Below are 26,286 nucleotides of genomic sequence, written 5' to 3'. Positions count from 1 at the left end.
TTGTATGTTTGGAAACTCATTTCAACAAACATGAAACGTATTTTATTCGCGGCTATATTACTGGGGTTTTTCAATCAGGCTTTTGCTCAGGCTGATTATTTTTTACTGCCCGAAGATTTCTACCCGCATAAAGGGGAGGCGTTGAATTTGCATTTGCTTAACGGCAGCAGCATCAGTAAGGCCCAGGAACAAAAGTACGATGTTAAAAATAACACAAAATTCTTTATCTCTGAAGGCTCTAAAACGATAGACATTACCGCTTCGGGTAAACCCGCTACTATCCCGGTGCTGACTTACCAGTTGCAGAACCAGGGCCTGGCGCTCATCAGCGCGAACCAGAAAACCATCGATGAAGTGAGCAAAAGAGAATTTGGCGACTATCTGGCTGATAACGGACTGGATAAAGTTGCCGACGAACTAAAATCTTTCCAGCGCATTTACCGCATCCGTTCTAACAGTTTTATGAAAACGCTGGTAGCGGTAGACAAGAACGGCGGAAATGTGAATGAGAAACAACTGAAAGACGATTTCGAGATCATACTGAAACAGAACCCCTATAAACTAAATTATGGTGATGATATTACCGCTGTAGTGTATCTACAGGGGAAACCGATAAAGGCAGCTAAGGTAACACTGGTGATCCGGACACCTCGGGGTGTAGAATTTCCACAAAACCTGAACACTAATGATGCCGGCGAGATTTTCTTTAAACTAACCCGCGAAGGTACTTACCTGCTAAAATCTATCAACATGGTACTATCAAAAGACCAGGAGGCTGCAGATTTTGATAACTGGGAAACTACTTTCACTTTCGCGTTCAGCAGCAGCAATACCATGCCAAACACGTATAAAGAATTTGGCTTGGGCGATAAGCATTAATCCGCCCCGGCAACGTTATTCAGATCAAATTCGGGAGATATCGCATAGTGTAACTGCACCAGTCCGGATGGGTAAGGTGTAGAATCCAGTAACTGCAGACCGATACGGCTTTTAATGCCTTGAAAAAGCGGCTTGCCTTCGCCTAACAGAATCGGGTGAACTGATAGCAAAAGCTCGTCGATCAGGCGATTCTGTAAAAAATTGCTGATGAGCGAAGCGCCGCCAAAAAGCCATATGGCTTTACCTTCCTGCTCTTTTATCGCACGAACGTCTTCTGCAAAAGAGGTACTTGGTACTATTTCAATCTGCTCATGCGCCACTTCTGCAAGCGTATCAGAAAATACATACATCTTATGCGCCAGAAACATATTGATATCGCCGTTTGCAGCAATCAGTTCGTAGCTTTTCCGACCGATAAAGATGGCATCTGTGCTCTCCCAAAAATCGGTAAGCCCATAATCCTGATCGTTCAGGCACCAATCGTACTCTCCGTTAGGCCCTTCGATAATGCTATCGAGGGTAACGGCCAGGTTTAAAATTACTTTACGCATGCGTTTATTCCGTTTCGGTTTGCTGTTTCTTCCACTGTTCGGTAAAAGATTGCGGCGCTATTTTAGGCAGATCTCGGTGCGGGCCGAAGCTTTTCTTGAAGAACGTTTTCATGACGAAGTTTTTAAAACCGCCGCCAAAAAAATCGGTCCACTTGCGGTTAAGCATCAGTTTTTTAAACATCCCCCAACCCCACTGCTCGCTTTTGGCAGTCAGCCCCTCTTTTACCGCATCACGGCGATTCAGCAACAGCATCTTATGGATGTCTATCTTCACCGGGCAAACCTCGGTACAGCGCCCGCAAAGCGACGAAGCGTAACTGAGATGTTTAAACTCTTCCATTCCCCGTTCGTGCGGGGTAATTACAGAGCCGATAGGGCCACTATAAGTAGTATTGTAGGTGTGACCGCCAATGTTCTTGTAAACCGGGCATGCGTTAAGGCAAGCGCCGCACCGGATACAGTATAAACCCTGCCGTTGTTCTTTCTGTGCCAGCAGGTCTGTACGCCCATTGTCCAGCAGGATAACGTACATTTCTTCGGGGCCATCGGTTTCACCGGGTTGCCGCGGACCGTTGAGTATGCTGTTATAAACCGTCAGGTTCTGGCCCGTGCCATGCGTGGCCAGCATGGGCCAATATAAGTTCAGGTCGGTAATGGAAGGGATGATCTTCTCTATACCGACGATAGCGATATGTATTTTAGGGAAGGTAGTACTTAAACGGGCATTACCCTCGTTCTCGCTGATGGCAATGCTACCGGTATCCGCAATCAGGAAATTCGCCCCGGTGATACCAACATCAGCCTGTACATATTTTTCACGAAGCAGCTCGCGTGCTTTCAGGGTTAACTGTTCAGGCGTGGCGTCGATAGGGGTGCCGAACTTACGCGCAAACAGTTCTGCAATATTCTCTTTAGAGAGGTGCATAGCCGGCGTAACAATATGGTAAGGCTTCTGCCCCAACAATTGCACAATGTATTCGCCTAAGTCGGTCTCTAATGATTCGATCTGGTGATGTTCCAGAAATTCATTAATGCCAACTTCTTCGGTAGTCATCGATTTCGACTTCACTACCGTTTTAGCACCTACACGCTGCATGATGTTTAAGATCTCTGTACGGGCTTCTTCGGCATCATTTGCCCAGATTACTTTACCACCCCTGCGCTGGAAATTCGCCTCGAACTCCGGCAACAACTTGTCCAGGTTCTCCATCACTTTCCACTTGATCACGTGGCCCTTTTTCTTGGCATGATCAAGATTGGCCAGCTTTCCCAAACCTTTGGCCACAGACGCATCATACCTGCCAATATTAAAATTAATAATACGGCGGTGGTCCGGGTCAAAGGCCTTTTGTTCGGCCGCTTCCTGAAATTCGCGTGCAGTAGCAGACATATCGGCTAAATTAAAATATTTGCCACATAATCCGGGCTAAAAACAAAAAAAGCGACCAATCGGCCGCTTTCAAAATATTGTATCTTATCTGCTCTCTGGCATATCGTTGCTTACGTCAACAACCGGCCTGATATCGCGGTTGGCAAGGTCCCACCCGGTGTAGAACACCAGTTGTGCGCGTTTCACCAGCAACGGGAAGTCAATCTTATCCACCTCGTCGCTCGGGCGGTGATAGTCTGCATGCACACCGTCAAAGTAGAATACGATGGGTACACCAAAGCGGGCAAAGTTATAATGGTCTGAACGGTAGTAAATGCGTTCCGGATCTTTCGGGTCGTTATACTTATAGTCGATATCCAGATGCGTATAAGTATTGTTTGCATTCTCGCTGATCTTATGCAGCGTGGTGCTTAACTTGTTTGAGCCGATGAGATAGCAATAATCTGGTTTGCCTTCATGAGAGGGGTCACGACGGCCGATCATGTCGATATTTAAGTCGGTAATGGTATTGGCAATAGGGAAAACAGGATGATCGGTGTAATATTCAGAGCCAAGCAAACCTTTTTCTTCGCCTACGTTGCCCAAGAACAAAATGCTTCTGCGCGGGCCATGTCCTTGTTTTTTAGCCTGAGTGAAAGCGCGGGCAATCTCCAGGATACCTGTTGTGCCAGAGCCATCATCGTCGGCGCCATTGTTGATGCGGTCGCCCCGGGTACCTTCCGGTAACATGCCAATATGATCATAATGGGCAGAGAATACCAAAACTTCGTCTTTTAATTTCGCATCCGAACCGGGTAAGAAGCCTAACACATCAACCGCTTTAGCATCCTTAGCATTGTACTCGTAGTTGACAGCCACTTTTGCGTTGATCACCTGCGCGGCAGATTCTTTCAATTGCGCCCAGGTTTTTCCCGTATTCTTCAGCATTTGATCTGCAGCGGCAGCGGTAATGCTAACTACGGGTGTACCGGTGGTAGCCGCCGTTTTGCTGCTCTTGATACTTAAACGCTCGGAACCGTTCTGCCCCCTGAAACGCGGAGCAGCGCTCACAGCAATAATCAAAGCAGGCTTTTTAGCCACAATATTTTTTAGTGCCTGCAAACGACGGTTTACCGTTTCGCGCACGCTTTCGCCAGCTGCAGCCTTATCTTCATTTACAAACAAAACTACTTTACCGGCAAGGTCTGTTTTATTTAGGTCTTCATCACTGCCATACCCTACAAATACCACCTCGTTTGTATTGACGTTTGCAGAACTGGTAATTCCGGTGGCTGCATAATCTTTTCCCCAGCTTGGCTTGAAGCCGTTTAAATCAATAGCGGTAACCACCGAACTGATATTCACCAACGGAATATCCAGGAAATAAGAGCCGTTTACAGGTGCCTGCAAGCCCATTTTTTTAAATTCGCCTGCAAGGTAGTTCGCGGCTTTATCGCCTCCCGGTTTGGCTGTCTCGCGGCCTTCAAACTCGTCCGAAGCAAGGATGGTTAAATGTTTTTTAGCATCTTCAACGCTGATATACTGCGCAAACTTCTCTGCGGTTTTATCTTTTTGCGCATAGCTGCAATTGAAAAGCGCCATAGAAACGGCGCCTAAAAGAATTCTCTTCATCAACAGGTTAAATTAGTTACAAGGTTAAGTTTAGCAGGAAATTTTACTTACCCGGTTGGCATGACGGCCGCCCTCGAATTGGGTAAGCAGAAATATTTCAGTGATTTTTTTCGCTTCTTCTAACGTAATGAAACGGGCTGGGATACAAAGAACGTTAGCATTGTTGTGCAGACGTGCCAGTGAAGCCAGTTCCTGTGTCCAGCAGATGGCGGCACGGATGTCCTGATGTTTATTTGCCGTAATGGCTACCCCGTTCCCGCTGCCGCAAACCAGGATGCCGAAATCAGCCTCATGGGTTTCAACGGCGTTAGCCACCGGGTGCGCAAAATCCGGGTAATCTACAGATGCCGCACTATGGGTACCAAAGTCTTTCACTTCTTTTACGCCTTTCAGGAATTCAACCAGGGCTTCTTTGTAGTCAAAGCCTGCATGGTCTGACCCGATGGCGATCTTCAGTTCATTATTCATAGCTTTATATTAAGCGAGCTCTTCTTCTGCTCTTTTCTGTTTCCTTTTTTCAACCACACCGGCTACCACAATGCCTATTTCATACAAAACAAACAGGGGTATACTTACAATGGTCATGGTGAGCATGTCGGGTGTAGGGGTAATCACTGCCGCAATGATCAGGATGATCACGATAGCGTATCTTCTTCCTGCACGCATAAATGCAGCTGTAAGTATGCCCAGGTTAGAGAGTATGTAAATGAGGATCGGCAACTCAAATACCACCCCGGTTGCCAGTGTCAGTGTTGCTACGGACGATAGGTACGAATCGACCGTGAAGGTATTCTCAATTTCTTTACTAACGCTCAGGTTTGCTAAGAAGCTGATTGACTCCGGCGCGATGATGAAATATCCGAAAAGTACCCCGAGTATAAACAGCAATGAGGCATAAAACACGAAGCCGCTTGCCGCTTTACGCTCTTTCTCGTGCAGGGCAGGCTTGATGAATCGCCAAAGCTCCCAAAGCAGGTAAGGGAAACCCAAGGTGATGCCTATAATCAGCGCCGAGTTAATCTCCAGCGTAAATTGGCCGGCCATCTCGGTATTAATGATCTTACCCGGAATTTTATCGATACAAAAACCCGGGCGATGCAGTACTTCACCCAGTTTGCAAAGCATGCGGTATGTCCAGAAGGTAGGCTTTTTAGGCCCCATGATAATGGTATCAAAAATCCAGTCGTAGTAAACGAACACGAAAATGGTGATCACTACGATGGCAATGGAAGACCGGATGAGGTGCCAGCGGAGAATCTCGATATGGTCAAAGAAAGACATCTCTGCCTCGAGGTTCTGGGTTTTTTCTTTAAGCGCCTTTACTATTTTGTTGTTGCTCATTAATCGGAAACAAAAAAACCATTCTGAATAAATTTAGAATGGTATAGGTTTGTATTACTTATATACGTAATAAGTTGTTACTCGGTATAATCAAAAGTCTCTAAAAACTTGGTGGTAAAATTACCGGCCCTGAAGTTAGGATCTTTCAACAACTTTAAATGAAAAGGTATCGTAGTTTTTACACCTTCGATCACAAATTCTGATAACGCACGCTCCATTGTGCTCAACGCTTCTTCGCGGGTTTGCGCCACGCAGATCAGCTTCGCGATCATAGAATCGTAATTCGGAGGGATCACGTAACCGCTGTACACGTGTGTATCTACACGTACACCATGGCCACCCGGAGAGTGGAAGTTGGTGATACGGCCCGGCGACGGACGGAAACCGTTGTTTGGATCCTCTGCATTGATACGGCATTCAATGGCGTGCATTGTTGGTTCGTAGTTTTTACCAGAGATCGGGATACCGGCTGCTACTTTGATCTGTTCTTTGATCAGGTCGAAGTTGATTACCTCTTCTGTAACCGGGTGTTCTACCTGGATACGGGTATTCATCTCCATAAAGTAGAAGTTATGGTGTTTATCTACCAGGAACTCGATGGTTCCTGCACCTTCGTATCTTACGGCTTTTGCACCTTTAACGGCAGCATCACCCATTTTACGGCGAAGTTTTTCTGTCATGAACGGAGACGGAGATTCTTCTACCAGTTTCTGGTGACGGCGCTGGATAGAGCAATCACGTTCAGAAAGGTGGCAAACTTTACCGTACTGGTCGCCTACTACCTGTATTTCGATGTGACGCGGATCTTCTACGAATTTTTCGAGGTAAATACCATCGTTACCGAAAGCAGCACCTGCTTCTGCGCGGGCAGAATCCCATGCCGGTTCAAACTCAAGATCGTTCCAAACGATACGCATACCACGGCCACCACCACCGGCAGTAGCTTTAAGGATGATCGGGTAACCGATTTTATTAGCAACGGTAATACCTTCTTTTACATCGTGTAGCAAGCCTTCAGAACCAGGGATGGTAGGTACCCCCGCTTTTTTCATGGTTGCTTTGGCCGAAGCCTTATCACCCATGGCATTGATCTGGTCTGCAGTGGCACCAATAAATTTGATCCCGTATTCTGCACAAATAGCCGAAAATTTAGCATTCTCAGAAAGGAAACCATAGCCCGGATGTATCGCATCGGCATTGGTTACTTCTGCAGCAGAAATAATGTTCGGGATATTTAAATAAGAGTCGCGGCTTGGTGGGGGGCCTATACAAACAGCTTCATCGGCAAAACGCACGTGAAGGCTGTCGCGATCGGCTGTTGAATATACAGCTACGGTTTTAATGCCCATTTCTTTACAGGTGCGAATAATACGCAGGGCAATTTCACCACGGTTAGCTATCAGTATTTTTTTAAACATGTTTTTTGATTTAAGATTTCACAGATTGAAAAAAAGATTTCACCGATTGATCAGTGAAATCAAATAAAAATCGGTGTAATCATCAATTACATAGGTTCAACTAAAAACAAAGGCTGGTCGTACTCTACCGGGGTAGCATTCTCAACCAGGATTTTAACGATACGGCCTGATACTTCAGACTCGATCTCGTTAAAAAGTTTCATCGCTTCAATAATGCAGGTTACTTTACCTGGTTTAATCTCGTCGCCTACGTTTACAAAAGCAGGTTTTTCTGGGGTTGATGAACGGTAGAAAGTACCAATCATCGGAGATTTAACGGTAATGTATTTAGACTCGTCAGCAGCGGCAGGCGCTTCTGCAGGGGCACTTGCATGTGTAGTTGGTGAAACCGGCGCAGGGGCAGCAGCGGCAGCAGCCGGGATAGCGGCAACCGGTGCAGGTAAAGTAGCATTAACTACAGTTTGTGTCAGCGTGGTTTTTATCGTGATCTTAAACTCGTTCTGCTCAATAGAAACTTCGCTCACGCCTGATTTAGATACGAAGCGGATCAGGTCTTGTATTTGTTTAATATCCATACTTTAGTCGAAAAATTGGTTTTGGATAGTTGTAAAAAGCTAAGTTATAACAAATTAAATGAAAAAAGTTGCCAAAATTAATAAGCCCATTTCAGGTAAACCGACCCCCATGTGAACCCGCCGCCAAAGGCAGCAAGTACAATGTTGTCGCCCTTTTTAAATTTATCTTCCCACTCCCAAAGGCACAAAGGTATTGTTCCGTTGGTAGTGTTACCATAGCGTTCTATATTAATAATTACTTTATCGCTGCTAAGCCCCATGCGGTTTGCAGTAGCATCGATAATACGTTTATTAGCCTGGTGTGGTACCAGCCAGGCCACATCCTCAGATTGCAACTGGTTGCGCTCCATGATGTCGGCGGCTACCTCTGCCATATTTGTTACGGCAAATTTAAATACGGTTTGGCCTTCCTGGTAAGCGTAGTGCTCATTAGCGTCAACAGTCTCATGCGATGCGGGTCTTAAAGAACCACCAGCTTTCATATTTAAAAAGTTCCGGCCAGAGCCATCTGTTTTACAAATGGAGTCGATGATGCCATAGCCTTCGGTATTAGGCTCTAATAAAGCGCATCCGCAACCGTCGCCAAAAATAATACAGGTTGCGCGGTCCTGATAGTTGATGATAGACGACATCTTATCGCCGCCAACTACCAGTACTTTGGTATACCTGCCGCTTTCTATGAAAGAAGCACCGGTAGCTAATCCGAACACGAAGCCAGAGCAAGCAGCCTGCAGGTCATAACCCCAGGCATTTTTTGCACCGATCTTGTCTGCCAAGATATTGGCAGTTGCCGGAAAAGGCATATCGGGTGTGGTGGTACAGAAAATAATTAACTCGATTTCTTCTGCGCTGATACCGCGCTTTTTCAGTAGTCCTTCTACTGCGGGAACAGCCATATCTGAAGTAGCCAGGCCTTCCCCTTTAAGGATACGACGCTCTTTGATACCGGTACGGGAGGTAATCCATTCGTCGTTCGTGTCTACCATTGTTTCCAGCTCTTTATTGGTTAGTACGTATTCGGGAACGTAACCATTAACAGCTGTAATAGCAGCGTGAATTTTTTGCATTGTATAATAACTAATTATTGAAATGCCTGCTTCATTTTTTCAATCAGGCCGCTTTCTGCCATATCTTTCGACAAAAGCACCATGTTCTTAATGGCTTCGGGATTGGAAATCCCGTGCCCTACCACAACCGGCGCATTTACACCCAAAATAGGGCTGCCGCCGTATTGCTCATAGTTAAAGCGATCAAAAAACTCGTCTTTCAGCCCCTTTTTCAAGGTGATCATATAAAAAGACTCTGCCAGTTTAAGGATCACGTTACCGGTAAAACCATCAGTGACAATTACGTCTGCCCCGCTGCCAAAAACATCGCGTCCCTCGATATTCCCGACAAAGTTGAACAGCTTGGTGTCTTTCATCAGGGGGTAAGTAGCCTGCGTCAGCAAATTGCCTTTCTCTTCCTCCTCGCCAATATTCATCAGCGCCACTTTAGGGCTCTGGATATTGTAGATCAGCTCGGCATAAAGACTGCCTAAAACGCCGAATTGAAGCAGGGTATCTGGTTTGCAATCTGCATTGGCGCCTACATCCAACAAAATACCCAAACCGCCTTTCAGTTTGGGTACAGTGGTTGCCATGGCAGGGCGAATTACGCCCGGAATACTTTTTACACTAAACACCGCCCCTACGAGCATAGCGCCAGTGTTGCCGGCAGAAGAAAAAGCGTCCAATTCACCGTCTTTCAGCATCTTAAACCCTACGGCAATGCTGGAATCTGGCTTTTGGGAAATAGCTTTAGTAGGATGTTCGCCCATACCGATCACCTGGGTGGTATGCACGAAATCGAAATTGTCCGGGCTGTAATTGTTCTCTTCCAGCAAGCTTAACGCTGTAGGCTTATCGCCGATCAGCACCAGACGGTGCGCGGCAGATAATACTTTATGTGCTGCAATGGCCCCTAAAACGGTTGCTTTAGGAGCGTAATCACCGCCCATAATATCCAAGCCAATCTTCATCCCGGAAAATTAACTTAAGCTACAGCAGTTTTTTCAACCAGTAATTTACCGTTGTAGTAAAGGTTACCATCAACAGTATAAGCTCTGTGAGGTAAATGTACAGCACCGGTAGTTTTGCAAGTTGTTAAACCCGGAGCTTCTGCTTTGTAATGGGTTCTGCGCTTATCTCTTCTTGATTTGGAAAACTTCCGTTTTGGATTTGGCATAACTTTCTAATTTTAGAATTACTTTAATTTTTTGAGTGCGTCCCAACGCGGGTCCTGCTGCTCGTTTGTTTCTCCCGAACCCGACAGGTCTTTCAACTTATCGAGCATTTCTTTATCACAATATGGGGTGTTACCCTCGTCGCTGCAGCGCGTAATAAACGGAACCGCAACGTTTACATATTCATAAATCAACCCTGCAACGTCGATCTCATAATCGTTCTTTTTCAGGGTAATAATCTCTTCATCCTCATCTACTTCTTCCTCGGCAAACTTGGCTATCTGCTGCTCCTGCAAATCTACCACTTGCGGGTATTGGGCCAGGCATTTATCGCAGGTAAGGCTAATTGTGCCGGTAATGTGGAAATCCAGGATGATCATAGTCTCCTGCTTGTCCAATTCTACGCGGCATTGCAGATCAGCTTTCTTTACCAGCGAATATTCAAATTCGTCGAAAAAAGCATCCGTAATAGCATATTCAAAAACATGCTTGCCAAGCTTAAGGCCTGTAAAGGGAATCGAATATGTTCTTAACGATTTCAATGAGCGATAATTAGCCCGCAAATGTAGGGAAAATTTATATAAGCGGAAAGTGTTTTTTTAATTATTGCTGAGAGGGTTGGAACGTTGCAAGGTTTGAATGTTTTAACTTGTTTTACGTATGCACCGCGCAGTTCAACATTACAACATAAAAACGTTACAACCTTGCACAAACTATATCTTCAGCTTCACACCTATTCTTCCTAGCAATCCTGTCAGCCAGATCATGGCGAAGGAAAAGATAAAGCATTTGATCAAACCGCCTGTGCCTTCGCTAAGGTACTCGGGGTAACCGATGTTGGTCATCTCGTACATCGGGTAAAAGATGTAGGGCACCAGGTAGCAGGTAAACGTATGCGTGCCGGCAGGCTCTATACTTTTCACCCAGTTATACTTACCTTTAAAATCTACCAGGAAGGCAAAAAAGGCATAAACAACCAGACTGATGCCGGTACAGATAAATACCCAGGATGGCGTGTCATGCGCTTTGGAAATACCGCCGCTAAAGAAGCGTACAATAAAACCAAGGTTGAACAGAATAGCCGCTAACAGGATCATGCCGATCCATAACAGCTTTACATCATTGTTCTGTTTCAGGCGCATATACATTACCGATACCACAATGCCCGCCATGGTAAATGCCTGCATGGCGCCGTTACCGGCAATCCACATGTATTTCTGTACACCGCTCAGGAAATCGAGCATACCAAAGTGAAAGTCGAGGTTAAACAGCAGGAAAAATACCCATGCTGCTGCCTGCACCCAAAGCACCCCATTTGAATAGTAGTAAATTAAGCTACAGACCAGGTAAGCCCAGCCAATCAGCCCCAGAATACCCCACCAGGTTAAATGCAGCCAGGTTTGCCCCGGGTCTGTCGTTTTATAAATGGCAGACATCCAGGCCAGCAGCACCAGCCCAATGCCGCGGTAAAGGTAGCAGCGCCATTTGGGCACTTTGCTGTAATCCAGAAAAATAAAAAAGAAGCTGATAGTGAGCAGGCTTTCCCACACCGGTTTTGGCAGTACCGCTATCGCCTCGTTATAGGTTTCCATGTTGGCATGGTAAAAGCCAATAACAATGAGGGCAAATGAGCGTGTAAAAATGCGGAAGGGTATTTTATGGTCGCCGCGGCGCAGGCGGTTCTCAAAAGCAAATGGTATGGCCAGCCCCACAATAAATAAAAAAGCCGGAAAAATAGTGTCGGCTAAACCAAGCGCGTCGGCGTTTTCACCAGCATGCTTAAGCCAACGGGGGGTGTGGGGTACTCCGTCAAGATCATTTACAAAGATCATGAGGAACATGGTGACCGCACGAAAAGCATCAATTGACCGTATCCGGTCAAGTATATTTTTCATTAGGCAGGATAGATATTTATAGATGTGTAACGATTTAAATAACGACGGTTATTTTAAATCATTGCCATAGTAACCCAAATGTGACCGAGATGTTTAGTCGCGGTCGCGGCTAAGTTTGGTAAACTTCAACGGGTTTTCTGTTAGTTCTTCGTTTTCGCGGCGGTGCTTTACAATATGTATGGCACTAAAAAGCGCCTCGCGGAAAGATGTTGCCGAGGCCAGGTTTTTACCGGCAATATCATACGCCGTACCATGATCTGGCGAAGTGCGCACAAAGCTTAAACCTGCGGTGTAATTTACGCCCCATTCAAAAGCAATCTGCTTAAACGGAATCAAACCCTGGTCGTGGTACATGGCCAGTACAGCATCAAACTGGGTATACAATCCGTTGGCAAAAAAACCATCAGCCGAATACGGCCCAAATGCCAATATATCGTTAGCGCGGGCTTCTTCTATAGCAGGTGTAATAATGGTTTGCTCTTCGTTACCGATCAGGCCGTTGTCACCCGCGTGAGGGTTAAGCCCCAATACCGCAATTTTTGGTTTACGTACCCAAAAGTCCTGCTGCAGGGATTTATTCATCAAACGCAGCTTGTTCAGGATTTTCTCTGTAGAAATACTTTGCGCCACCTGGCTAACCGGGATATGCCCCGTTACGACACCTACTTTAAGGGTATCGCTCACCAGGAACATTAATGATTCGGCGGCATTATCACGCTGTTGCAGGTATTCGGTATGGCCGGGGAAATGAAAGTTTTCGTTCTGAATATTTTCTTTATTGATCGGAGCGGTCACTAATGCATCAATCTCGCCACTTAGCAGATCATTTGTTGCGCGTTCGAGCGAAAGAAAGGCATACTTACCACCGGTTTCAGTAATGGCGCCTACCTCTATCTTCACATCTTCTTCCCAGCAATTAATCATGTTAGCTTTTTTGTGCTGGGCTTGTGCAGGGGCATTGATCACATTAAAATTCAGATCGTGAACGTTAGCCAGCCTGCGATGGAACGAGGCTACTTTAGTATGCCCGTAAACAATAGGTGTACAGTAGTCGAATATGCGGGTTTCGGCCAATGTCTTGATGATTACCTCAAGGCCAATGCCATTAACGTCACCAATACTAATCCCTATTTTTAGTTTCTCGCTCATATTTGAAAAAATTGCGGTGATTATACTTTCAGGTCAACACCGTTAAATACTGTCTATTATTTAATGTTCAGGCGGTGCAAATAAAAGATTTTAAGCTTAAAATTCCCGACTAAAGCACAAATATGAGTTATTTTGTAGCAAATCTGTTCGGAATATGTCTTTAGTCAGAGCGAAAAAGCACTTGGGTCAGCACTTTCTGACTGATAAAAATATAGCCTCTCGTATTGTAAACAGCCTCCGGGCAGCCTCTGGGTACACACAAGTGCTGGAGGTTGGGCCGGGCATGGGTATTCTTTCTGACTTTCTGTTACAGAAGACCGAATACGAAACCTGGCTGATCGACATCGACACCGAATCTTACGAATTCCTGCTGAAAAAATATCCCGATGCGGCTCCTCGTATTTTAAACGCCGACTTCCTGGAGATGGATTTCTCGACAGTTTTTCCGGATAAAATGGCTATCATCGGCAATTTTCCTTACAATATTTCCTCGCAGATCTTATTCAAGGTGCTGGATAACCGGCAAAAGGTAACCGAGGTAGTGGGGATGTTCCAGAAAGAAGTGGCTGAACGTTGTACTGCCAAGCCAGGCAGCAAGGAATACGGCATCCTGAGTGTTTTTTTGCAGGCCTATTACCAGGTAGAGTATTTGTTTACAGTAAAGGCAGGTGCATTTAACCCGCCGCCAAAGGTATTGTCCGGGGTAATCCGCCTGACCCGGAACGGTATAGCAACCCTTGATTGCGACGAAAAACTTTTCTGGCAGGTAGTAAAGGCAGGTTTCAACCAGCGCCGCAAGACCTTACGGAATGCCCTTTCTGCATTAATGAACAAAGAAAAAATGGGTGATGAACCTTTGCTGGAACTACGCGCAGAACGCTTGAGCGTAGCAGATTTTGTGCAGCTAACGAATAAGATTAGTGAGAGCAGATAGGGCTTTAAGCTTTCAATCTTGAGGTATGGAATTGCTCAACAGTTTTTAGATCAAACTCCGCAGTATCCTCTTCGCTCTCATCCAATAATTGATTTAGGGTTTCGTCTGCTAAAGGTTCACCTGGTTTGATATGATCGCTAATTAAGGCTTCTTTCGTCCGGATAACGTTGTCAGAATAACCCAGTTTACTTAACTGAACAATCAGCGCATCGGCATCTTGCTCATTATCTACCTTTATTACCAGCGTTTCCATATTTTTGCCTTTATATCAAAGTTACCTGTTTACATTGAATAACAAAAACATCATTGTTGTTGATGAGGTTTCGATGAGAAACAGCTGGATGAATATTTCGTATATTTGATTATGGACTTGCAAGCTGAAAAGATCGCATTAGTGAAGAAAATATTGGATGTAGAAGATCCGGATATTTTAAATGAGGTAAAGCACGTACTGGAGCAGGAAGAGGGTGACTTTTGGCATTATCTACCCCAGCATGTAAAAGACGGTATAGAAGAGGGGCTTAGGGATGTAGCAAACGGGCGTTATTTTTCTCACGAGGAGGTAATGAAAGAGTTCAAATCAAAGTATGGCTCTCAGCATTAAATGATCTCTTAAAGCAAAAAAGACGTATGAAGCGATTCTGATTTATTTAAAAGATAATTGGTCTGACAAAGAGATAGATGTCTTTAATGATAAAGCCGAAACGTTTTTAAAGGTAATCGCGGATCATCCCGAAGCATTTACGTCTTCATCTCATTCAAATATTCGTAAAGCCGTTATCGGCAAACAAAACTCTTTATTTTATCAGATAAGGGATTTAGAAATAATCTTACTCTATTTCTGGGATAACAGAATGGATCATAAAAAAAGCAAATTTTAACATTGAATAACAAAAACATCCTTATTGTTGATGATCTTCACCCGGCTTTTATGGAAGGGGCAGAAGCATTAGGTTTTACCTGTAATTATCAACCTACCATTACCACTGCTGAAGCGCTGAGCATTTTACCTGAATATGCGGGATTAGCTATCCGTTCTAAATTCAACGTTACAAAAGAAATTCTCGATCAGGCTACTAACCTGAAATTTATTGCCCGCGCCGGCGCCGGTATGGATAACATTGACGAAGCTTACGCGCTGCAAAAGGGCATCCGGTTGATCAACGCCCCGGAAGGGAATATGGATGCCGTGGGTGAACATGCTATCGGGCTGCTACTGGCGCTGATTAATAATTTTATCCGCGCAGATCGGGAAGTACGTAACGGACAATGGCGCCGCGAGGCAAACCGCGGTTACGAACTGAAAGGGAAAACAGTAGGGATTATCGGCTATGGGTTTATGGGTAGCAGCTTCGCAAAAAAACTATCCGGCTTCGGGGTAAATGTTATTGCTTACGATAAGTATAAAACCGGCTTTAGCGACCAGTACGCCCGCGAAGTAAGCATGGAAGAAATTGTAAAGCAAAGCGACATTCTTAGCCTGCATATCCCGCTTACTAAAGAAACCCGTGCCCTGGTGAATGACGAATATCTGTTCCATTTCCGTAAACCGATCTTTCTGTTAAATACCGCCCGCGGACCTATCGTGCAAACCCGTGCCGTATTAAACGGACTAAAGAGCGGTAAAATATTAGGCGCCGGACTGGATGTGCTTGAGGTAGAAAAGTTTCCGGCGCTGGGTGAGCAGGATTGGTACCCGGAACTGGCTGCATCAGACAGGGTGATCCTTACCCCGCACGTGGCCGGATGGACCTTTGAATCGTACCGGAAAATCAGCGAGGTTCTGGCAGCGAAACTCCAAAATCTAAAGTTATCATAAGATGAAGTTGCGCAAATAAGCGGCTTAAAATTTGGAAGTGTCTATTTAATTCTCTTATCTTCGTTCTACACCAAACAAGACTATGCCGGTTCGCCGTTATAGTCTTGTTTGTTTTTAAAGCCCTTTCCAATTGATTATGGCAAGGGCAGTTTTATTAACAGACATTTACAAAAACATTATTTTAATAAAGTGAGTTATGGCAGAGGTTGCTTATTACACTAAAGAAGGTTTAGAAAAACTGAAAGAAGAATTACAGCAGTTGAAAACAGAAGGCCGGGCGCAAATTGCACGGGCTATTGCCGAAGCACGCGATAAAGGCGACCTTTCTGAAAACGCAGAATATGATGCCGCTAAAGAGGCACAAGGCCACCATGAGACCAAAATTGCCAAGATGGAAGAGCTGCTTGCTAATGCACGTCTGCTAGACGAATCTAAAATAGATAGTTCTAAAGTATTGGCGCTTTCAAAAGTGAAGATCCGCAATGTGAAAAACGGGGCTACCATGAGCTATCAGTTGGTTTCTGAAAGTGAAGCAGACCTTAAATCTGGCAAGATATCGGTATCGTCGCCGATTGCTAAAGGCTTGCTTGGTAAAAAAGTGGGTGAAACCGCTGAAATTGCAGTACCGGCCGGCAAAATGGAATTCGAAATCCTTGAAATATCGCGTTAGTTAATCGTGTATTGAGTTATTAGGTTATTAGCTTCAAGCTCCCTTACTAACTCAATAGTCTCAATAACTCAATAACCAAATACACATCATGCCTACTATTTTTTCTAAAATTATCTCGGGCGAAATACCGGCTTATAAGGTTGCAGAAAGTATAGACTTTCTGGCGTTTCTGGACATTAGCCCGCTGGCAGAAGGCCATGTGCTGGTGATCCCTAAGCAAGAGGTAGATAACCTTTTCGACCTTGACGACGAATTGTACACCGGCCTGCAGCTATTTGCCAAGATTGTAGCACATGCCATTAAACAAGCTGTACCGTGTATAAAAGTTGGTGTGGCGGTGATCGGGTTAGAAGTACCGCATGCGCATATCCACTTGATACCGGTTAACCGTGTGGATGATATGAACTTCGCCCGGCCGAAGCTACAGTTCACGCCAGAGCAAATGGAAGCAACAGCAGCAAAAATTAAAGCTGCCCTTCACCGCGATTTTGAAAACGAGGCTTAAGAGCAGCTTTAACTAAAATATCAGGAATGCCTTTCCCTAAGTTTTTTTACGACTTATAGAAAGGCATTTTTACTACCTGGGCTTTAATCTTATTGTCGCGGATCTTGATGAAGATCTCTGATCCTTCTTTAGCAAAAGCATTATCTACGTAGCCCATACCAATTGCCTTTTGCAAAGACGGTGATTGCGTACCAGACGTTACCCTGCCGATCACCTGCCCTTCGGCATTTACAATTTCATAATCATGGCGTGGAATGCCACGTTCTACCATCTCAAAACCTACCAATTTTTGTTTCACACCAGTTTGTTTCTGCGCTTGCAACGCTGCTGAATTGGTAAACTCCTTGGTAAACTTGGTGATCCAGCCTAAGCCAGCTTCCAGTGGCGAAGTGTTATCATCAATATCATTACCGTATAAGCAGAAGCCCATCTCTAAACGTAAGGTATCGCGTGCACCCAGGCCGATGGGCTTAATACCGAATGGCTCGCCCGCTTTAAATATGGCATTCCAGATTTGGTCGGCATGTTCATTATCAAAATAAATCTCGAAACCGCCTGCACCGGTATAACCTGTCGCCGATACCAGTACATTATCGATACCTGCAAACTTTCCTTTCTGGAAGCTATAATATTCCATCTGCCCCAGGTTAATGTCTGTTAGTGTTTGTAACGCTTCTGCAGCTTTTGGCCCCTGCACGGCTAATAGAGAAGTGCGGTCTGAAATATTCTTCATATCCACGCCGAAGGTATTCCGGGCAGAGATCCAGTTCCAGTCTTTCTCTATGTTAGAAGCGTTAACCACCAGCATATAGGTTTTTTCGTCTATACGGTATACCAGTAGGTCGTCTACAATACCACCGTTATCGTTAGGCAGGCAAGAGTATTGCACTTTACCATCATACAGCTTTGAAGCATCATTACTGGTTACCTTCTGGATCAATTCCAGCGCGTGGTCGCCCTTCAGGATGAATTCACCCATGTGGCTTACGTCAAATACGCCTACGCCTTTGCGTACGGTATCATGTTCTACATTAATACCGGCATACTGAACCGGCATGTTATAACCTGCAAAGGGCACCATTTTGGCGCCTAAACTTTCGTGTACGTGCGTTAAAGCGGTATTTTTCATGTAATCAATTCTTGCGCAAATGTAAGATTATTTTGTGCGATACGGTAGGTCGCAGTCTTTGATAAATCCGGTAGTACCTTGTTTTTTATTTGCTAACAGACAGCTTTTTAAATATTATCTTTAAAAAAACCGTTGCACCGCTGTAACCTGCCGGGCCAACACGGCGTCAGAGTAACTGTTAACAATGCAAAGCAAGCTAACCGATACCGAACTTATAGCGCAAAGTGTTGCCGGAAATCAATCTGCCTACGCAGAGCTGATTAAGCGTCATCAGCGTTTTGTATTTACGCTGGCCATGCGTTTTGCAAAGAACCGCGAGGATGCCGAAGAAATTGCGCAGGATACTTTTATTAAAGCGTACCGTAACCTGGCAAACTTTCAGCAGCAATCAAAGTTCAGTACCTGGCTGTACAGCATTGTTTACACCACGGCCATGACTTTCCTTAGAAAACGGCGGATGGATACAGATTCTATAGATGATGAAAATGTATACATTCAACTGGAAAATCAGCAGGGCGGTTTCGACCAGAACTATGCAGAAAACCGGTCGAGGTCTTATTATTTGAATAAAGCCATAGAGCAGCTTTTACCGGATGATGCAGCGATTATTACCTTATTTTACAAAGGCGAACAATCGTTAGAGGAAATAGCCGTAACTTTAGGTATGGAAGCCAATACCGTAAAGGTAAAACTTTTTCGGGCGAGGCAACGCTTGAAAGAAAAGCTTGAGCGTTTGTTAAAACATGAAGCAAAAGAACTGATATGAGCACCACAGAAGAAAAACTCTGGAATTATATTGATGGCCTCTGCAGCGCGGAAGAGCAGCAAGCCATCGCCAGGCTCATCGAAACGGACGGGATTTACAGGCGTAAGTACGAAGAACTGCTGGCCTTAAACGCAGAACTGGGCGATATACAACTGGACGAGCCACCGATGGCCTTTACCTATAACGTGATGGAAGCTATACGTGCAGAAGAAGCCGCCATGCCATTAAAAGCCAGCATTAATAAAAATATAATACGTGGCATTGTTGGTTTTCTTTCACTGGTCATCATCGCGGTTATTGCCTATGCCATGCTGAGTATCAACTGGTCTGCTGGCGACCATGGTGCTTATGAACTTCCGTCAGTGAAACTGCCAAACATTCAGGCCATTACGTCATCTCCTGTTTGGAAAGGCTTTCTGTTTTTCGATGTGGTGCTGGGTTTGTTCCTTTTTGACGCTTATTTACACAAACGCAAGCTGGTTAAACAGGCGTGAAGTGTGTATTAAATTATACATTTTTGTTATGAATTGTGTACAATCATCCACATATAAAACTTGGTGAAAATTCATAAATATGCTCCTGAAGGCCTTAAAACCTTGTTTTGGCAAAATTAAGACATACTTAAGGAACATTTGATTTTGGTACAGTGTTTGTAATAATCTATGCGAACTGGCAAACTTGCCGGTTTAATTGTGATAAGGTTTAGGTTGAAAGTCGCCCGGAGCAAGTCTGGGCGGCTTTTTATTTTTTAAGCCTTTTTAAACCATCAACGTATTTCATCCTCTAACAAACTACCCTAAAAAAACAAACCGGGATTATCAAACCTGATGACTACCTTTAGCATAACCATGAAAAATATCAAAACCATACTTTTCTTCATCCTTATAGCTACGGGCTTTGAAGTATTTGCCCAGAAGTTTAGCCGTGCAGAATTTTACCAGGCCATGAACGCCCATGACCTGAACAAGGTGAATGAACTGTTAACCGATGTGCAGGCAGCCCCGGCTAAAGACCGTGATGCTTTTGAAGGTTTTTTATTAATGGTGAAAGCTGGTTTGGTTAAAAAGCCTAAAGAAAAACTACAATACTTTAAATCAGGAAGAATTAAATTTCAGACCGCCTTTAATGCAGACAGTTCTAACGCAGAGTTTCACTTTCTGCGGTTAGCCATACAGGAACATGCCCCCAAGATTATAAAATACCGCGATAACCTGAATGCAGACCGCGACTATCTTAAAGCACATTTTAAAAGCCTTCCCCTTGCCACCCAGCAGGCTGTAATAGATTACAGCAAATCTTCGAAAATACTACGTCCGGAAGATTTTTAACTTTGCGGGTTAATGAGTAAGAAAGTTCTGGCCATATACTTTACCCAGTCGGGGCAGATGGGCGATATCATAGAGTCGTTCACTTCGACCATTGCCGGTAGTGATGTGGTGGTTGAAAAGGTTCGTATATACCCGGAAACCAGTTTTGATTTCCCCTGGACGGGTAAACGCTTTTTTAGTGTAATGCCGGATTGCGTGTTGGGAAGACCAAGGCCTTTGCAACCATATATTCTTAACGAGCAGCAATATGATCTGGTTATTCTTGCCTATCAACCCTGGTTCCTTTCGCCAAGCATCCCCATCAGTTCCCTGCTTCAGGATGATAAATTTAAAGCAGTTATTAAAGATACGCCTGTAGTTACCATCAGCGCGGGCCGTAATATGTGGCTTAACGCCTTTGATAAAATAAAAAAGCTACTGGCAGATGCAGGCGCTAATCATGTCGGTAACGTAGCGCTGGTCGACAGGCATTCGAACCCGATAAGCTTTGTTACCATTTTTTACTGGATGCTGAGCGGAAAGAAAGAACGCTACTTAAACATTTTCCCAAAACCGGGCGTTTCAGACCAGGATATCGCCATCACGGCTGAATATGGTAAAAGTGTAGCCAGATATTTGGCAAGCGGTAATTGGGATGGGTTGCAGAACCAGCTGGTGGGTCAGGGCGCTGTGCGGATTAAATACCCTCTGATGGTGATTGAAGGTAAGGCAAAATATATCTTCATGGCATGGGCAAAAGTGATTTCTAAACGCAAAAATCAGCTACCGTGGACCGAGGCCTTCAAGTACTATCTTTTCATTGCACTGTTTATCGGTGCGCCAATTCTGCTTACCTTAGACACAATTTTTGTCCGTCCTTTTTCTTCAAAAAGGATCAAAAACAAAACATTGCATTTTTTATTATTAAACAGATCCTATGATAGCTAATCAAGTATATATAAATGCTACGTCCGCGTATTTTCCGAATGAGCCCGTCGCTAATGACGAGATGGAATCTTACCTGGGCTATATCGACGGAAAGCCGTCAAAATCAAAGAAGATCGTACTGCGTAACAACGGCATCACCAACCGTTATTATGCGCTGAATAAAGAGGGCAAGTCTACCCATACCAATGCGCAGATGACCGCCCTTGCCGTAAAAGAACTATTCAAAGACCATCCTGAAGATATAAAAAAAGTAAACCTGCTTTCGTGCGGAACATCATCACCAGACCAGATGATGCCGAGCCACGGTGTCATGACGCACGGCTGGCTGCCGGAAATGGGCGCTGTAGAAGTAGTTTCGCCTGCCGGTGTTTGCTGCGCCGGGATGCATGCCTTAAAATATGCTTACCTGTCTATCAAAGCGGGTGATGCAGAACGGGCGGTGGCTACCGGTTCAGAAAGGTTCTCGGGTTTGCTGGTATCAGATGTTTTTGAAGACGAAGTTCAGAAGCTGAAAGACCTGAACGAAAATCCTTATATCGCTTTTCAGAAAGAATTCCTGCGGTGGATGCTGTCAGACGGCGCCTCGGCTTTCCTGATGAGCAACCAGCCAAATCCGGATGGTTTAAGTTTGCGGGTAGAGTGGATCGAAGGTGTTTCTTATGCCAGCGAGATGGAAACCTGTATGTATATGGGAGCCGAAAAGCAAGCAGACGGAACGTTGAAAGGCTTTATGGATTTCACGCCAGAAGAGGTGATGAACAAATCTATCTTCAGTGTAAAGCAGGACATCGGCTTACTGAGCGATAACATTGTGCCTTTAGGCGGTGCCAAAATTAAAGAGATATTCGAGCGTAAAGGTTTAACCGCTGACGATATCGACTACTTCCTGCCGCACATTTCCAGCGATTTCTTCAAGGGAAAGATCTATGATCTGATCCAGATCTATGGCGGGGGTATCCCTTACGAAAAATGGTTTATCAACCTTTATACGGTTGGTAACGTTGGTGCTGCTTCCATCTATTTAATGATTAACGAATTGTTTAACAGTGGTCGGTTGAAAAAAGGCGAGAAGCTGTTGTTGCTGGTACCCGAAAGCTCGCGCTTTTCGTACATGTATGCCATGTTAACCGTTGTATAATTCATCTGGCTGATATGAAGAAAGAGGATGTTCCGCAGGATATGGGCTCGCTGGGTAAAGTTACCCGCGAAGTAGTGTACGCTAAGGACAACTCTGGTAAATATGTAACCGAGCTGAGCACTGGCTGGGAGGTAAAGACCAAAGCCTTAGACGTAGCCTGGAAAGATATTGAGGAACGTGTGAATGCAGCAAGGCAGAAAGTCCTGAACAATGAGGCCAGCCCCTTGCTGTTTTTTATGGAATACCGGCTGATGGATCTTTCCATCCTGGCAGATTATACCGGCTTTTGGCAATGGCAGATCAAAAGGCATCTGAAGCCCGACGTTTTTGCCCAATTATCAGACAAAAAATTACAGAAATATGCCGAGGCGTTCAACGTAAGCGTTAACGACCTCAAAACCCTGAACGTGAATGAAAGTTGATTTCCAACACCGCCAGTCGGCACATTGCGAATCGGGAGTTACATCAAGCCTATTGCAACATGCGGGCCTTGACCAGATTACCGAGCCTTTGGCTTTCGGTATTGGCTCGGGGCTGTTCTACGCATATATCCCGTTAATCAAAATAAATAACGGGCCGGCAATTGCGTTTCGTACCATGCCGGGGTTGATCTTTAAACGTACCTGCAAAGCCCTGCATATTCCCCTAATCCGTAAAAAGTTCAGCTCAAGGCAGGAGGCGGAAGCCTATCTTCAGCAGGCCCTGAACGAGGGTAAACCCGTGGGTTGCCAGGTGGGCGTTTATTACCTATCTTACTTCCCGCGCGAATACCGTTTTCATTTCAATGCTCACAACCTGATTGTATTTGGCAAGGAAGAAGACAATTATCTGATCAGCGACCCGATTATGGAAACGCCAACTTTTCTGACCAGCTACGAATTGGAGCGCGTCCGTTTTGCGAAAGGCGCATTAGCGCCAAAGGGACAGATCTATTATCCTGTGGATAACGTATCTGTAGATAACGAGACGATAAAGACGGCGATAAAAAAAGGCATTAGATTTAATACCTCGCAAATGCTGCGCATCCCAGGGTGGTTTGCAGGTGTAAGAGGTATCAAATACACAGGCGGACGCATCAAAAAATGGCGGGACAACCTCGGCGTACAGAAAGCAGGTTCTTACCTGGCGCAATTGGTACGCATGCAGGAAGAGATTGGTACAGGCGGAGGCGGTTTCCGGTACATGTACGCTGCTTTTTTAGAAGAAGCGCAGCAATGGTGGCCGGTTGATGAACTGCAGGAGGTATCTGAAGAGTTTACCAAAGCGGGCGACCTTTGGCGCACCGCAGCTGTACAGGCCGCAGGTATTTACAAAGGACGGCTGGGTAGCCAGGCGGACTTTGACCAGATGGGCGACTATCTGATAGAAGTTTCAGAGATAGAGAAAAAAGCGTTTCAACAACTCGAAAAAATAAAATGGGCGTAGCAGATCAATACGCGGTTGAAGTCAACAACCTGAATTTCCGGTACCAGGAAAATTCGGGCGTGAATTTCAATGGGTTGAATTTGAAAATACCTAAGGGGGAAAGATTCGGGCTTTTCGGGCCGAACGGGGCCGGTAAAACGACATTGATGAGTTTAATGACCGGCTTGCTTACTGCGCAAAGCGGCGACGTAAGCTTATTGGGGCAGTCTATTCCCGGAAAAGGTAAGCAGGTAAATAAGCTGTTTGGCTTTGTTCCGCAGGATTTCTCTTTCTACCAGGAACTTACCCCTGCGGAAAACCTCGAGTTTTTTGGCGCATGGTCTGGCCTTAGTAAAATACAAACCCGACAACGTACAGATGAATTATTACAGATCCTCGGCCTGGCGGATGTACGTAACAAGCAGGTGCAGCAGTTTTCCGGCGGGATGAAACGCCGCGTGAACCTGGCTATCGGTGTCATTCATCAACCTAAGGTTTTGTTTCTGGATGAACCTACTGTTGGGGTAGACGTGCAAACTCGCCACGCGATCATCAACTACCTGCTGCAATTAAATGCTGAAGGCACTACACTGGTGTACACGTCGCACCAGCTCAGCGAGGCGGAAGATCTGTGTAATGACATTGCCTTGTTTGACCAGGGGACCATTATTGCCCGCGGCGATCTGCAAAGCCTGATGAACGATCACCAGCAAGAATCTTTAGAAGGGCTTTTCTTGAACTTAACCGGTAAAAATTTCCGCGACTGATGTATAAACTCTGGGCGACCATAAAGAAAGATACCCGCATCCTGCTCCGCGATAAAGTTGGTTTGCTGCTGATGTTTGTGATGCCTATCCTGCTGGTAATTATTGTTACCGGTATCCAGAACAGCACCTTCGAATTGATGGACAAAAGCCGCCTGGCCATGCTGATCTGCAACCGCGACACGGGTAAACTGAGCGGGCAGTTTGTGGAATCGCTCAACCGGATAGGGATGTTCAAATTACAGCAGGTGAGCAATAAGCAAAGCGATGCGCAGCTAAAAAACCTGATGAAGACCCGGAACGAATTGTTAACCGTTATTGTCCCGGCTGATTTTACCGCAAAGGTAAGCGCACGGGCTAAGAACATCAGCGGGAAGGCATTGAATAGCTTCGGGCTTCAGGGCGATACCACCAAGACAAAATTAGATGGCCTGCCGTTAACGCTGTACTATCAACCGGTATTGCAGGAACAATACCGCGTATCGGTAAACAGCGCCTTAAAAAGTGCTTTGCAAATTGTACAAAGCCGCGAAACGTTGCGTCGCCTGTATTTCGAGATCAACGAAAAGCCGCTGCCCGAAAACCTGGAGAAAGAACTATTGAACGGGCAGACTAATATCAGTCAGCAGCCTGTATCTGTAAGTGGTAGCCGCAAAGTACCTAACGCATCCGAACACAACGTTCCCGGTTGGACTATCTTCGCCATGTTTTTCGTCGTGATCTCTTTAGGTGGCAGCCTGGTGCGCGAGAAAGTGAGCGGTAGTTTTATCCGTTTAAAAACCCTGCCTACCGATTTTACCGTCGGCCTGGCTTCAAAAATGATCACCTACCTAGGGGTAACCATGGTGCAAACTATCGTGATATTTGCCATCGGCTTGCTGCTCTTCCCGGCGCTGCACCTGCCTAAATTACACCTTCCGGCAGATTTGCTTGCCCTGGTGATCGTCACCCTGTTTTGCGGCCTATGCGCCGTAAGCTACGCCATCTGCATCGGTATATTTGCTAATACGCAGGAACAGGCCAACGGGATAGGGGCGGTATCAATCGTTATCCTTTCCGCCATTGGCGGTTTAATGGTACCCAGTTTTGCCATGCCCGAATTTTTTCAGGCCATTGCCGGGATATCCCCCCTGCATTGGTGCCTCGAAGCGTATTACAAGTTGTTTTTGGAAGACGGAACCTTAGCCGATGTTCTGCCTAATCTTTTACCTTTGCTGGTAGTAACCGTGGTGCTGCTGAGCATAGCGTTTGTTGGACTTAAAAGAAAGAAACTGATATAATGGAAAAGGAAGCGCTGAAACAACAGCTGAAAGAACAGATTATTAAGTTTTTAAACCTGACTGATCTGACCCCGGCAGATATTGCCGATGATGAGCCTTTATTCGGCGACGGGCTGGGATTAGATTCGATTGATTCGCTGGAACTGATCGTACTGCTAAAAAAGGAATACGGGATTACCATTAAAGACCCTAAAGATGGCCGTAAAGTACTGACCGATGTAAACTCTATGGCTGACTATATCGAGCAGCAACAATCTGCGAAGTAACGCGGCTTTGTAGGTTGTAACAAACGCTAAGACATTTTATTGTTGGGTCATGCCGAACAATGGTTCGGCATCTCATATAAAAATAATGTTCTTCTTCCGAATGAAAGCGAAGAAGATTCCTCTACGTCGGTCGACGGATCGGAATGACAGGGTGGAGAGAAGCAGAAACAAAAAGTAGGATAAAGACCTTGTCATGCTAAGCCCAAAGACCTATCCCGACCGCTTTAGGGAAGCCACTTCTTCTAATTAAAAGCGAATAAGATGCTCTTTGCACTTAGTGTAGAGAAGTCTCGCTTCTAACACCCTACCTCTATAATTCTGCT

31 protein-coding genes are annotated in these 26,286 nt (G+C 45.2%); 16 read left to right on the top strand and 15 right to left on the bottom strand.

Annotated features, from left to right (window positions below; genetic code table 11):
• The first annotated feature begins 30 nt into the window (after positions 1–30).
• Positions 31–879, top strand: coding sequence for a DUF4198 domain-containing protein (locus MUY27_RS00560; protein ID WP_245128011.1), 849 nt, complete (start codon positions 31–33; stop codon positions 877–879).
• Here the strand turns inward: MUY27_RS00560 and MUY27_RS00555 are convergent.
• The 13 genes from MUY27_RS00555 to pdxA all read right to left on the bottom strand — a co-directional run bounded on the left by MUY27_RS00555 (position 876) and on the right by pdxA (position 13,033).
• A complete protein-coding gene (locus tag MUY27_RS00555; protein WP_245128010.1) occupies positions 876–1,430 on the bottom strand; it encodes a dihydrofolate reductase family protein in 555 nt (184 codons plus the stop codon). The two genes, MUY27_RS00560 and MUY27_RS00555, sit on opposite strands and share 4 nt — an antisense overlap.
• Positions 1,431–1,434: 4 nt before the next feature.
• Entirely contained in the window at positions 1,435–2,820 is a 1,386-nt protein-coding gene (locus tag MUY27_RS00550; protein WP_245128009.1) for a LutB/LldF family L-lactate oxidation iron-sulfur protein, read from the bottom strand.
• Between the two features lie 84 nt (positions 2,821–2,904).
• Entirely contained in the window at positions 2,905–4,431 is a 1,527-nt protein-coding gene (locus MUY27_RS00545) for a M28 family peptidase (RefSeq protein ID WP_245128008.1), read from the bottom strand.
• Between the two features lie 30 nt (positions 4,432–4,461).
• A complete protein-coding gene (gene rpiB, locus MUY27_RS00540; protein WP_274709918.1) occupies positions 4,462–4,899 on the bottom strand; it encodes a ribose 5-phosphate isomerase B in 438 nt (145 codons plus the stop codon).
• A gap of 9 nt (positions 4,900–4,908) precedes the next feature.
• The gene (gene tatC / locus MUY27_RS00535) at positions 4,909–5,772 is read right to left on the bottom strand and encodes a twin-arginine translocase subunit TatC (RefSeq protein ID WP_245128007.1); all 864 of its coding nucleotides are present in this window, start codon (positions 5,770–5,772) and stop codon (positions 4,909–4,911) included.
• A 77-nt stretch (positions 5,773–5,849) separates the two neighbouring features.
• Positions 5,850–7,190, bottom strand: coding sequence for an acetyl-CoA carboxylase biotin carboxylase subunit (gene accC, locus MUY27_RS00530; RefSeq protein WP_245128006.1), 1,341 nt, complete (start codon positions 7,188–7,190; stop codon positions 5,850–5,852).
• An 86-nt stretch (positions 7,191–7,276) separates the two neighbouring features.
• Positions 7,277–7,765, bottom strand: a complete 489-nt coding sequence (gene accB / locus MUY27_RS00525; protein WP_245128005.1) for an acetyl-CoA carboxylase biotin carboxyl carrier protein — start codon at positions 7,763–7,765, stop codon at positions 7,277–7,279.
• A 77-nt stretch (positions 7,766–7,842) separates the two neighbouring features.
• Positions 7,843–8,832, bottom strand: a complete 990-nt coding sequence (locus MUY27_RS00520; RefSeq protein ID WP_245128004.1) for a beta-ketoacyl-ACP synthase III — start codon at positions 8,830–8,832, stop codon at positions 7,843–7,845.
• A 14-nt stretch (positions 8,833–8,846) separates the two neighbouring features.
• Positions 8,847–9,785: a phosphate acyltransferase PlsX gene (plsX, locus tag MUY27_RS00515; protein WP_245128003.1), complete on the bottom strand. Its 939-nt coding sequence runs from the start codon at positions 9,783–9,785 to the stop codon at positions 8,847–8,849.
• A gap of 14 nt (positions 9,786–9,799) precedes the next feature.
• Positions 9,800–9,991, bottom strand: a complete 192-nt coding sequence (rpmF, locus tag MUY27_RS00510) for a 50S ribosomal protein L32 (RefSeq protein WP_245128002.1) — start codon at positions 9,989–9,991, stop codon at positions 9,800–9,802.
• A gap of 18 nt (positions 9,992–10,009) precedes the next feature.
• Complete coding sequence (locus MUY27_RS00505) at positions 10,010–10,531, bottom strand: YceD family protein (RefSeq protein WP_245128001.1); 522 nt, start codon at positions 10,529–10,531, stop codon at positions 10,010–10,012.
• A gap of 171 nt (positions 10,532–10,702) precedes the next feature.
• Positions 10,703–11,884 carry a heparan-alpha-glucosaminide N-acetyltransferase domain-containing protein gene (locus tag MUY27_RS00500; RefSeq protein ID WP_245128000.1) on the bottom strand — a complete coding sequence of 394 codons (1,182 nt, stop codon included), beginning with the start codon at positions 11,882–11,884 and terminating at the stop codon, positions 10,703–10,705.
• Positions 11,885–11,977: 93 nt separating this feature from the next.
• Complete coding sequence (pdxA, locus tag MUY27_RS00495) at positions 11,978–13,033, bottom strand: 4-hydroxythreonine-4-phosphate dehydrogenase PdxA (protein ID WP_245127999.1); 1,056 nt, start codon at positions 13,031–13,033, stop codon at positions 11,978–11,980.
• A gap of 154 nt (positions 13,034–13,187) precedes the next feature.
• On the opposite strand from pdxA, the gene rsmA reads away from it, so the two are divergent.
• On the top strand, positions 13,188–13,967 hold the full coding sequence (rsmA, locus tag MUY27_RS00490) for a 16S rRNA (adenine(1518)-N(6)/adenine(1519)-N(6))-dimethyltransferase RsmA (RefSeq protein WP_245127998.1): 780 nt from the start codon (positions 13,188–13,190) through the stop codon (positions 13,965–13,967).
• A gap of 4 nt (positions 13,968–13,971) precedes the next feature.
• Here the strand turns inward: rsmA and MUY27_RS00485 are convergent, their stop codons facing one another.
• Positions 13,972–14,220 (bottom strand): hypothetical protein, encoded by a 249-nt coding sequence (locus MUY27_RS00485; RefSeq protein WP_245127997.1) that lies wholly within the window; start codon positions 14,218–14,220, stop codon positions 13,972–13,974.
• A gap of 111 nt (positions 14,221–14,331) precedes the next feature.
• On the opposite strand from MUY27_RS00485, the gene MUY27_RS00480 reads away from it, so the two are divergent.
• The 4 genes from MUY27_RS00480 (at position 14,332) to MUY27_RS00465 (ending at position 16,961) form a co-directional block, all read left to right on the top strand.
• A complete protein-coding gene (locus MUY27_RS00480; protein WP_245127996.1) occupies positions 14,332–14,571 on the top strand; it encodes a hypothetical protein in 240 nt (79 codons plus the stop codon).
• A 279-nt stretch (positions 14,572–14,850) separates the two neighbouring features.
• Entirely contained in the window at positions 14,851–15,786 is a 936-nt protein-coding gene (locus MUY27_RS00475; protein ID WP_262918257.1) for a 2-hydroxyacid dehydrogenase, read from the top strand.
• A 196-nt stretch (positions 15,787–15,982) separates the two neighbouring features.
• On the top strand, positions 15,983–16,456 hold the full coding sequence (greA, locus tag MUY27_RS00470) for a transcription elongation factor GreA (RefSeq protein ID WP_245127995.1): 474 nt from the start codon (positions 15,983–15,985) through the stop codon (positions 16,454–16,456).
• 88 nt (positions 16,457–16,544) lie between these two features.
• Entirely contained in the window at positions 16,545–16,961 is a 417-nt protein-coding gene (locus MUY27_RS00465) for an HIT family protein (RefSeq protein WP_245127994.1), read from the top strand.
• A gap of 46 nt (positions 16,962–17,007) precedes the next feature.
• On the opposite strand, the gene gcvT is transcribed toward MUY27_RS00465, so the two are convergent.
• Positions 17,008–18,090, bottom strand: a complete 1,083-nt coding sequence (gcvT, locus tag MUY27_RS00460) for a glycine cleavage system aminomethyltransferase GcvT (protein ID WP_245127993.1) — start codon at positions 18,088–18,090, stop codon at positions 17,008–17,010.
• A 184-nt stretch (positions 18,091–18,274) separates the two neighbouring features.
• Between gcvT and MUY27_RS00455 the strand changes: the two genes are divergently transcribed.
• From MUY27_RS00455 to MUY27_RS00410, 10 genes are all read left to right on the top strand, one after another.
• Positions 18,275–18,856, top strand: coding sequence for an RNA polymerase sigma factor (locus tag MUY27_RS00455; RefSeq protein ID WP_245127992.1), 582 nt, complete (start codon positions 18,275–18,277; stop codon positions 18,854–18,856).
• Entirely contained in the window at positions 18,853–19,350 is a 498-nt protein-coding gene (locus MUY27_RS00450) for an anti-sigma factor family protein (RefSeq protein WP_245127991.1), read from the top strand. The genes MUY27_RS00455 and MUY27_RS00450 overlap by 4 nt, the downstream gene beginning before the upstream one ends.
• Before the next feature lie 354 nt (positions 19,351–19,704).
• Positions 19,705–20,184: a hypothetical protein gene (locus MUY27_RS00445; RefSeq protein ID WP_245127990.1), complete on the top strand. Its 480-nt coding sequence runs from the start codon at positions 19,705–19,707 to the stop codon at positions 20,182–20,184.
• A gap of 12 nt (positions 20,185–20,196) precedes the next feature.
• Positions 20,197–21,111, top strand: a complete 915-nt coding sequence (locus tag MUY27_RS00440) for an aminopeptidase (protein WP_245127989.1) — start codon at positions 20,197–20,199, stop codon at positions 21,109–21,111.
• Positions 21,101–22,249, top strand: coding sequence for a dialkylresorcinol biosynthesis protein DarB (gene darB, locus MUY27_RS00435; RefSeq protein WP_245127988.1), 1,149 nt, complete (start codon positions 21,101–21,103; stop codon positions 22,247–22,249). Before MUY27_RS00440 ends, darB begins: the two co-directional genes overlap by 11 nt.
• A gap of 14 nt (positions 22,250–22,263) precedes the next feature.
• Positions 22,264–22,671, top strand: a complete 408-nt coding sequence (gene DarG, locus MUY27_RS00430) for a flexirubin biosynthesis protein DarG (RefSeq protein WP_245127987.1) — start codon at positions 22,264–22,266, stop codon at positions 22,669–22,671.
• On the top strand, positions 22,661–23,674 hold the full coding sequence (gene darH, locus MUY27_RS00425; RefSeq protein WP_245127986.1) for a BtrH-related acyltransferase DarH: 1,014 nt from the start codon (positions 22,661–22,663) through the stop codon (positions 23,672–23,674). The genes DarG and darH overlap by 11 nt, the downstream gene beginning before the upstream one ends.
• Positions 23,665–24,420: an ABC transporter ATP-binding protein gene (locus MUY27_RS00420; protein ID WP_245127985.1), complete on the top strand. Its 756-nt coding sequence runs from the start codon at positions 23,665–23,667 to the stop codon at positions 24,418–24,420. Before darH ends, MUY27_RS00420 begins: the two co-directional genes overlap by 10 nt.
• Complete coding sequence (locus MUY27_RS00415; protein ID WP_245127984.1) at positions 24,420–25,697, top strand: ABC transporter permease; 1,278 nt, start codon at positions 24,420–24,422, stop codon at positions 25,695–25,697. Before MUY27_RS00420 ends, MUY27_RS00415 begins: the two co-directional genes overlap by 1 nt.
• Complete coding sequence (locus MUY27_RS00410) at positions 25,697–25,963, top strand: phosphopantetheine-binding protein (protein WP_245127983.1); 267 nt, start codon at positions 25,697–25,699, stop codon at positions 25,961–25,963. The genes MUY27_RS00415 and MUY27_RS00410 overlap by 1 nt, the downstream gene beginning before the upstream one ends.
• Positions 25,964–26,286 lie beyond the last annotated feature (323 nt).

The sequence above is a fragment of the Mucilaginibacter straminoryzae genome, assembly GCF_022953055.1.
Lineage (GTDB): Bacteria > Bacteroidota > Bacteroidia > Sphingobacteriales > Sphingobacteriaceae > Mucilaginibacter > Mucilaginibacter straminoryzae.
The sequence above is the reverse complement of the archived record's forward strand: the minus strand, read 5'-3'. Positions and strand labels throughout refer to the sequence as shown.

Coding starts and splice junctions, on each gene's coding strand:
- MUY27_RS00560 (WP_245128011.1), top strand. CDS start 31: ATGAAACGTATTTTATTCGCGGCTATATTACTGGGGTTTTTCAATCAG.
- MUY27_RS00555 (WP_245128010.1), bottom strand. CDS start 1,430: ATGCGTAAAGTAATTTTAAACCTGGCCGTTACCCTCGATAGCATTATC.
- MUY27_RS00550 (WP_245128009.1), bottom strand. CDS start 2,820: ATGTCTGCTACTGCACGCGAATTTCAGGAAGCGGCCGAACAAAAGGCC.
- MUY27_RS00545 (WP_245128008.1), bottom strand. CDS start 4,431: ATGAAGAGAATTCTTTTAGGCGCCGTTTCTATGGCGCTTTTCAATTGC.
- rpiB (WP_274709918.1), bottom strand. CDS start 4,899: ATGAATAATGAACTGAAGATCGCCATCGGGTCAGACCATGCAGGCTTT.
- tatC (WP_245128007.1), bottom strand. CDS start 5,772: ATGAGCAACAACAAAATAGTAAAGGCGCTTAAAGAAAAAACCCAGAAC.
- accC (WP_245128006.1), bottom strand. CDS start 7,190: ATGTTTAAAAAAATACTGATAGCTAACCGTGGTGAAATTGCCCTGCGT.
- accB (WP_245128005.1), bottom strand. CDS start 7,765: ATGGATATTAAACAAATACAAGACCTGATCCGCTTCGTATCTAAATCA.
- MUY27_RS00520 (WP_245128004.1), bottom strand. CDS start 8,832: ATGCAAAAAATTCACGCTGCTATTACAGCTGTTAATGGTTACGTTCCC.
- plsX (WP_245128003.1), bottom strand. CDS start 9,785: ATGAAGATTGGCTTGGATATTATGGGCGGTGATTACGCTCCTAAAGCA.
- rpmF (WP_245128002.1), bottom strand. CDS start 9,991: ATGCCAAATCCAAAACGGAAGTTTTCCAAATCAAGAAGAGATAAGCGC.
- MUY27_RS00500 (WP_245128000.1), bottom strand. CDS start 11,884: ATGAAAAATATACTTGACCGGATACGGTCAATTGATGCTTTTCGTGCG.
- pdxA (WP_245127999.1), bottom strand. CDS start 13,033: ATGAGCGAGAAACTAAAAATAGGGATTAGTATTGGTGACGTTAATGGC.
- rsmA (WP_245127998.1), top strand. CDS start 13,188: ATGTCTTTAGTCAGAGCGAAAAAGCACTTGGGTCAGCACTTTCTGACT.
- MUY27_RS00485 (WP_245127997.1), bottom strand. CDS start 14,220: ATGGAAACGCTGGTAATAAAGGTAGATAATGAGCAAGATGCCGATGCG.
- MUY27_RS00480 (WP_245127996.1), top strand. CDS start 14,332: ATGGACTTGCAAGCTGAAAAGATCGCATTAGTGAAGAAAATATTGGAT.
- greA (WP_245127995.1), top strand. CDS start 15,983: ATGGCAGAGGTTGCTTATTACACTAAAGAAGGTTTAGAAAAACTGAAA.
- MUY27_RS00465 (WP_245127994.1), top strand. CDS start 16,545: ATGCCTACTATTTTTTCTAAAATTATCTCGGGCGAAATACCGGCTTAT.
- gcvT (WP_245127993.1), bottom strand. CDS start 18,090: ATGAAAAATACCGCTTTAACGCACGTACACGAAAGTTTAGGCGCCAAA.
- MUY27_RS00455 (WP_245127992.1), top strand. CDS start 18,275: ATGCAAAGCAAGCTAACCGATACCGAACTTATAGCGCAAAGTGTTGCC.
- MUY27_RS00450 (WP_245127991.1), top strand. CDS start 18,853: ATGAGCACCACAGAAGAAAAACTCTGGAATTATATTGATGGCCTCTGC.
- MUY27_RS00445 (WP_245127990.1), top strand. CDS start 19,705: ATGAAAAATATCAAAACCATACTTTTCTTCATCCTTATAGCTACGGGC.
- MUY27_RS00440 (WP_245127989.1), top strand. CDS start 20,197: ATGAGTAAGAAAGTTCTGGCCATATACTTTACCCAGTCGGGGCAGATG.
- darB (WP_245127988.1), top strand. CDS start 21,101: ATGATAGCTAATCAAGTATATATAAATGCTACGTCCGCGTATTTTCCG.
- DarG (WP_245127987.1), top strand. CDS start 22,264: ATGAAGAAAGAGGATGTTCCGCAGGATATGGGCTCGCTGGGTAAAGTT.
- darH (WP_245127986.1), top strand. CDS start 22,661: ATGAAAGTTGATTTCCAACACCGCCAGTCGGCACATTGCGAATCGGGA.
- MUY27_RS00420 (WP_245127985.1), top strand. CDS start 23,665: ATGGGCGTAGCAGATCAATACGCGGTTGAAGTCAACAACCTGAATTTC.
- MUY27_RS00415 (WP_245127984.1), top strand. CDS start 24,420: ATGTATAAACTCTGGGCGACCATAAAGAAAGATACCCGCATCCTGCTC.
- MUY27_RS00410 (WP_245127983.1), top strand. CDS start 25,697: ATGGAAAAGGAAGCGCTGAAACAACAGCTGAAAGAACAGATTATTAAG.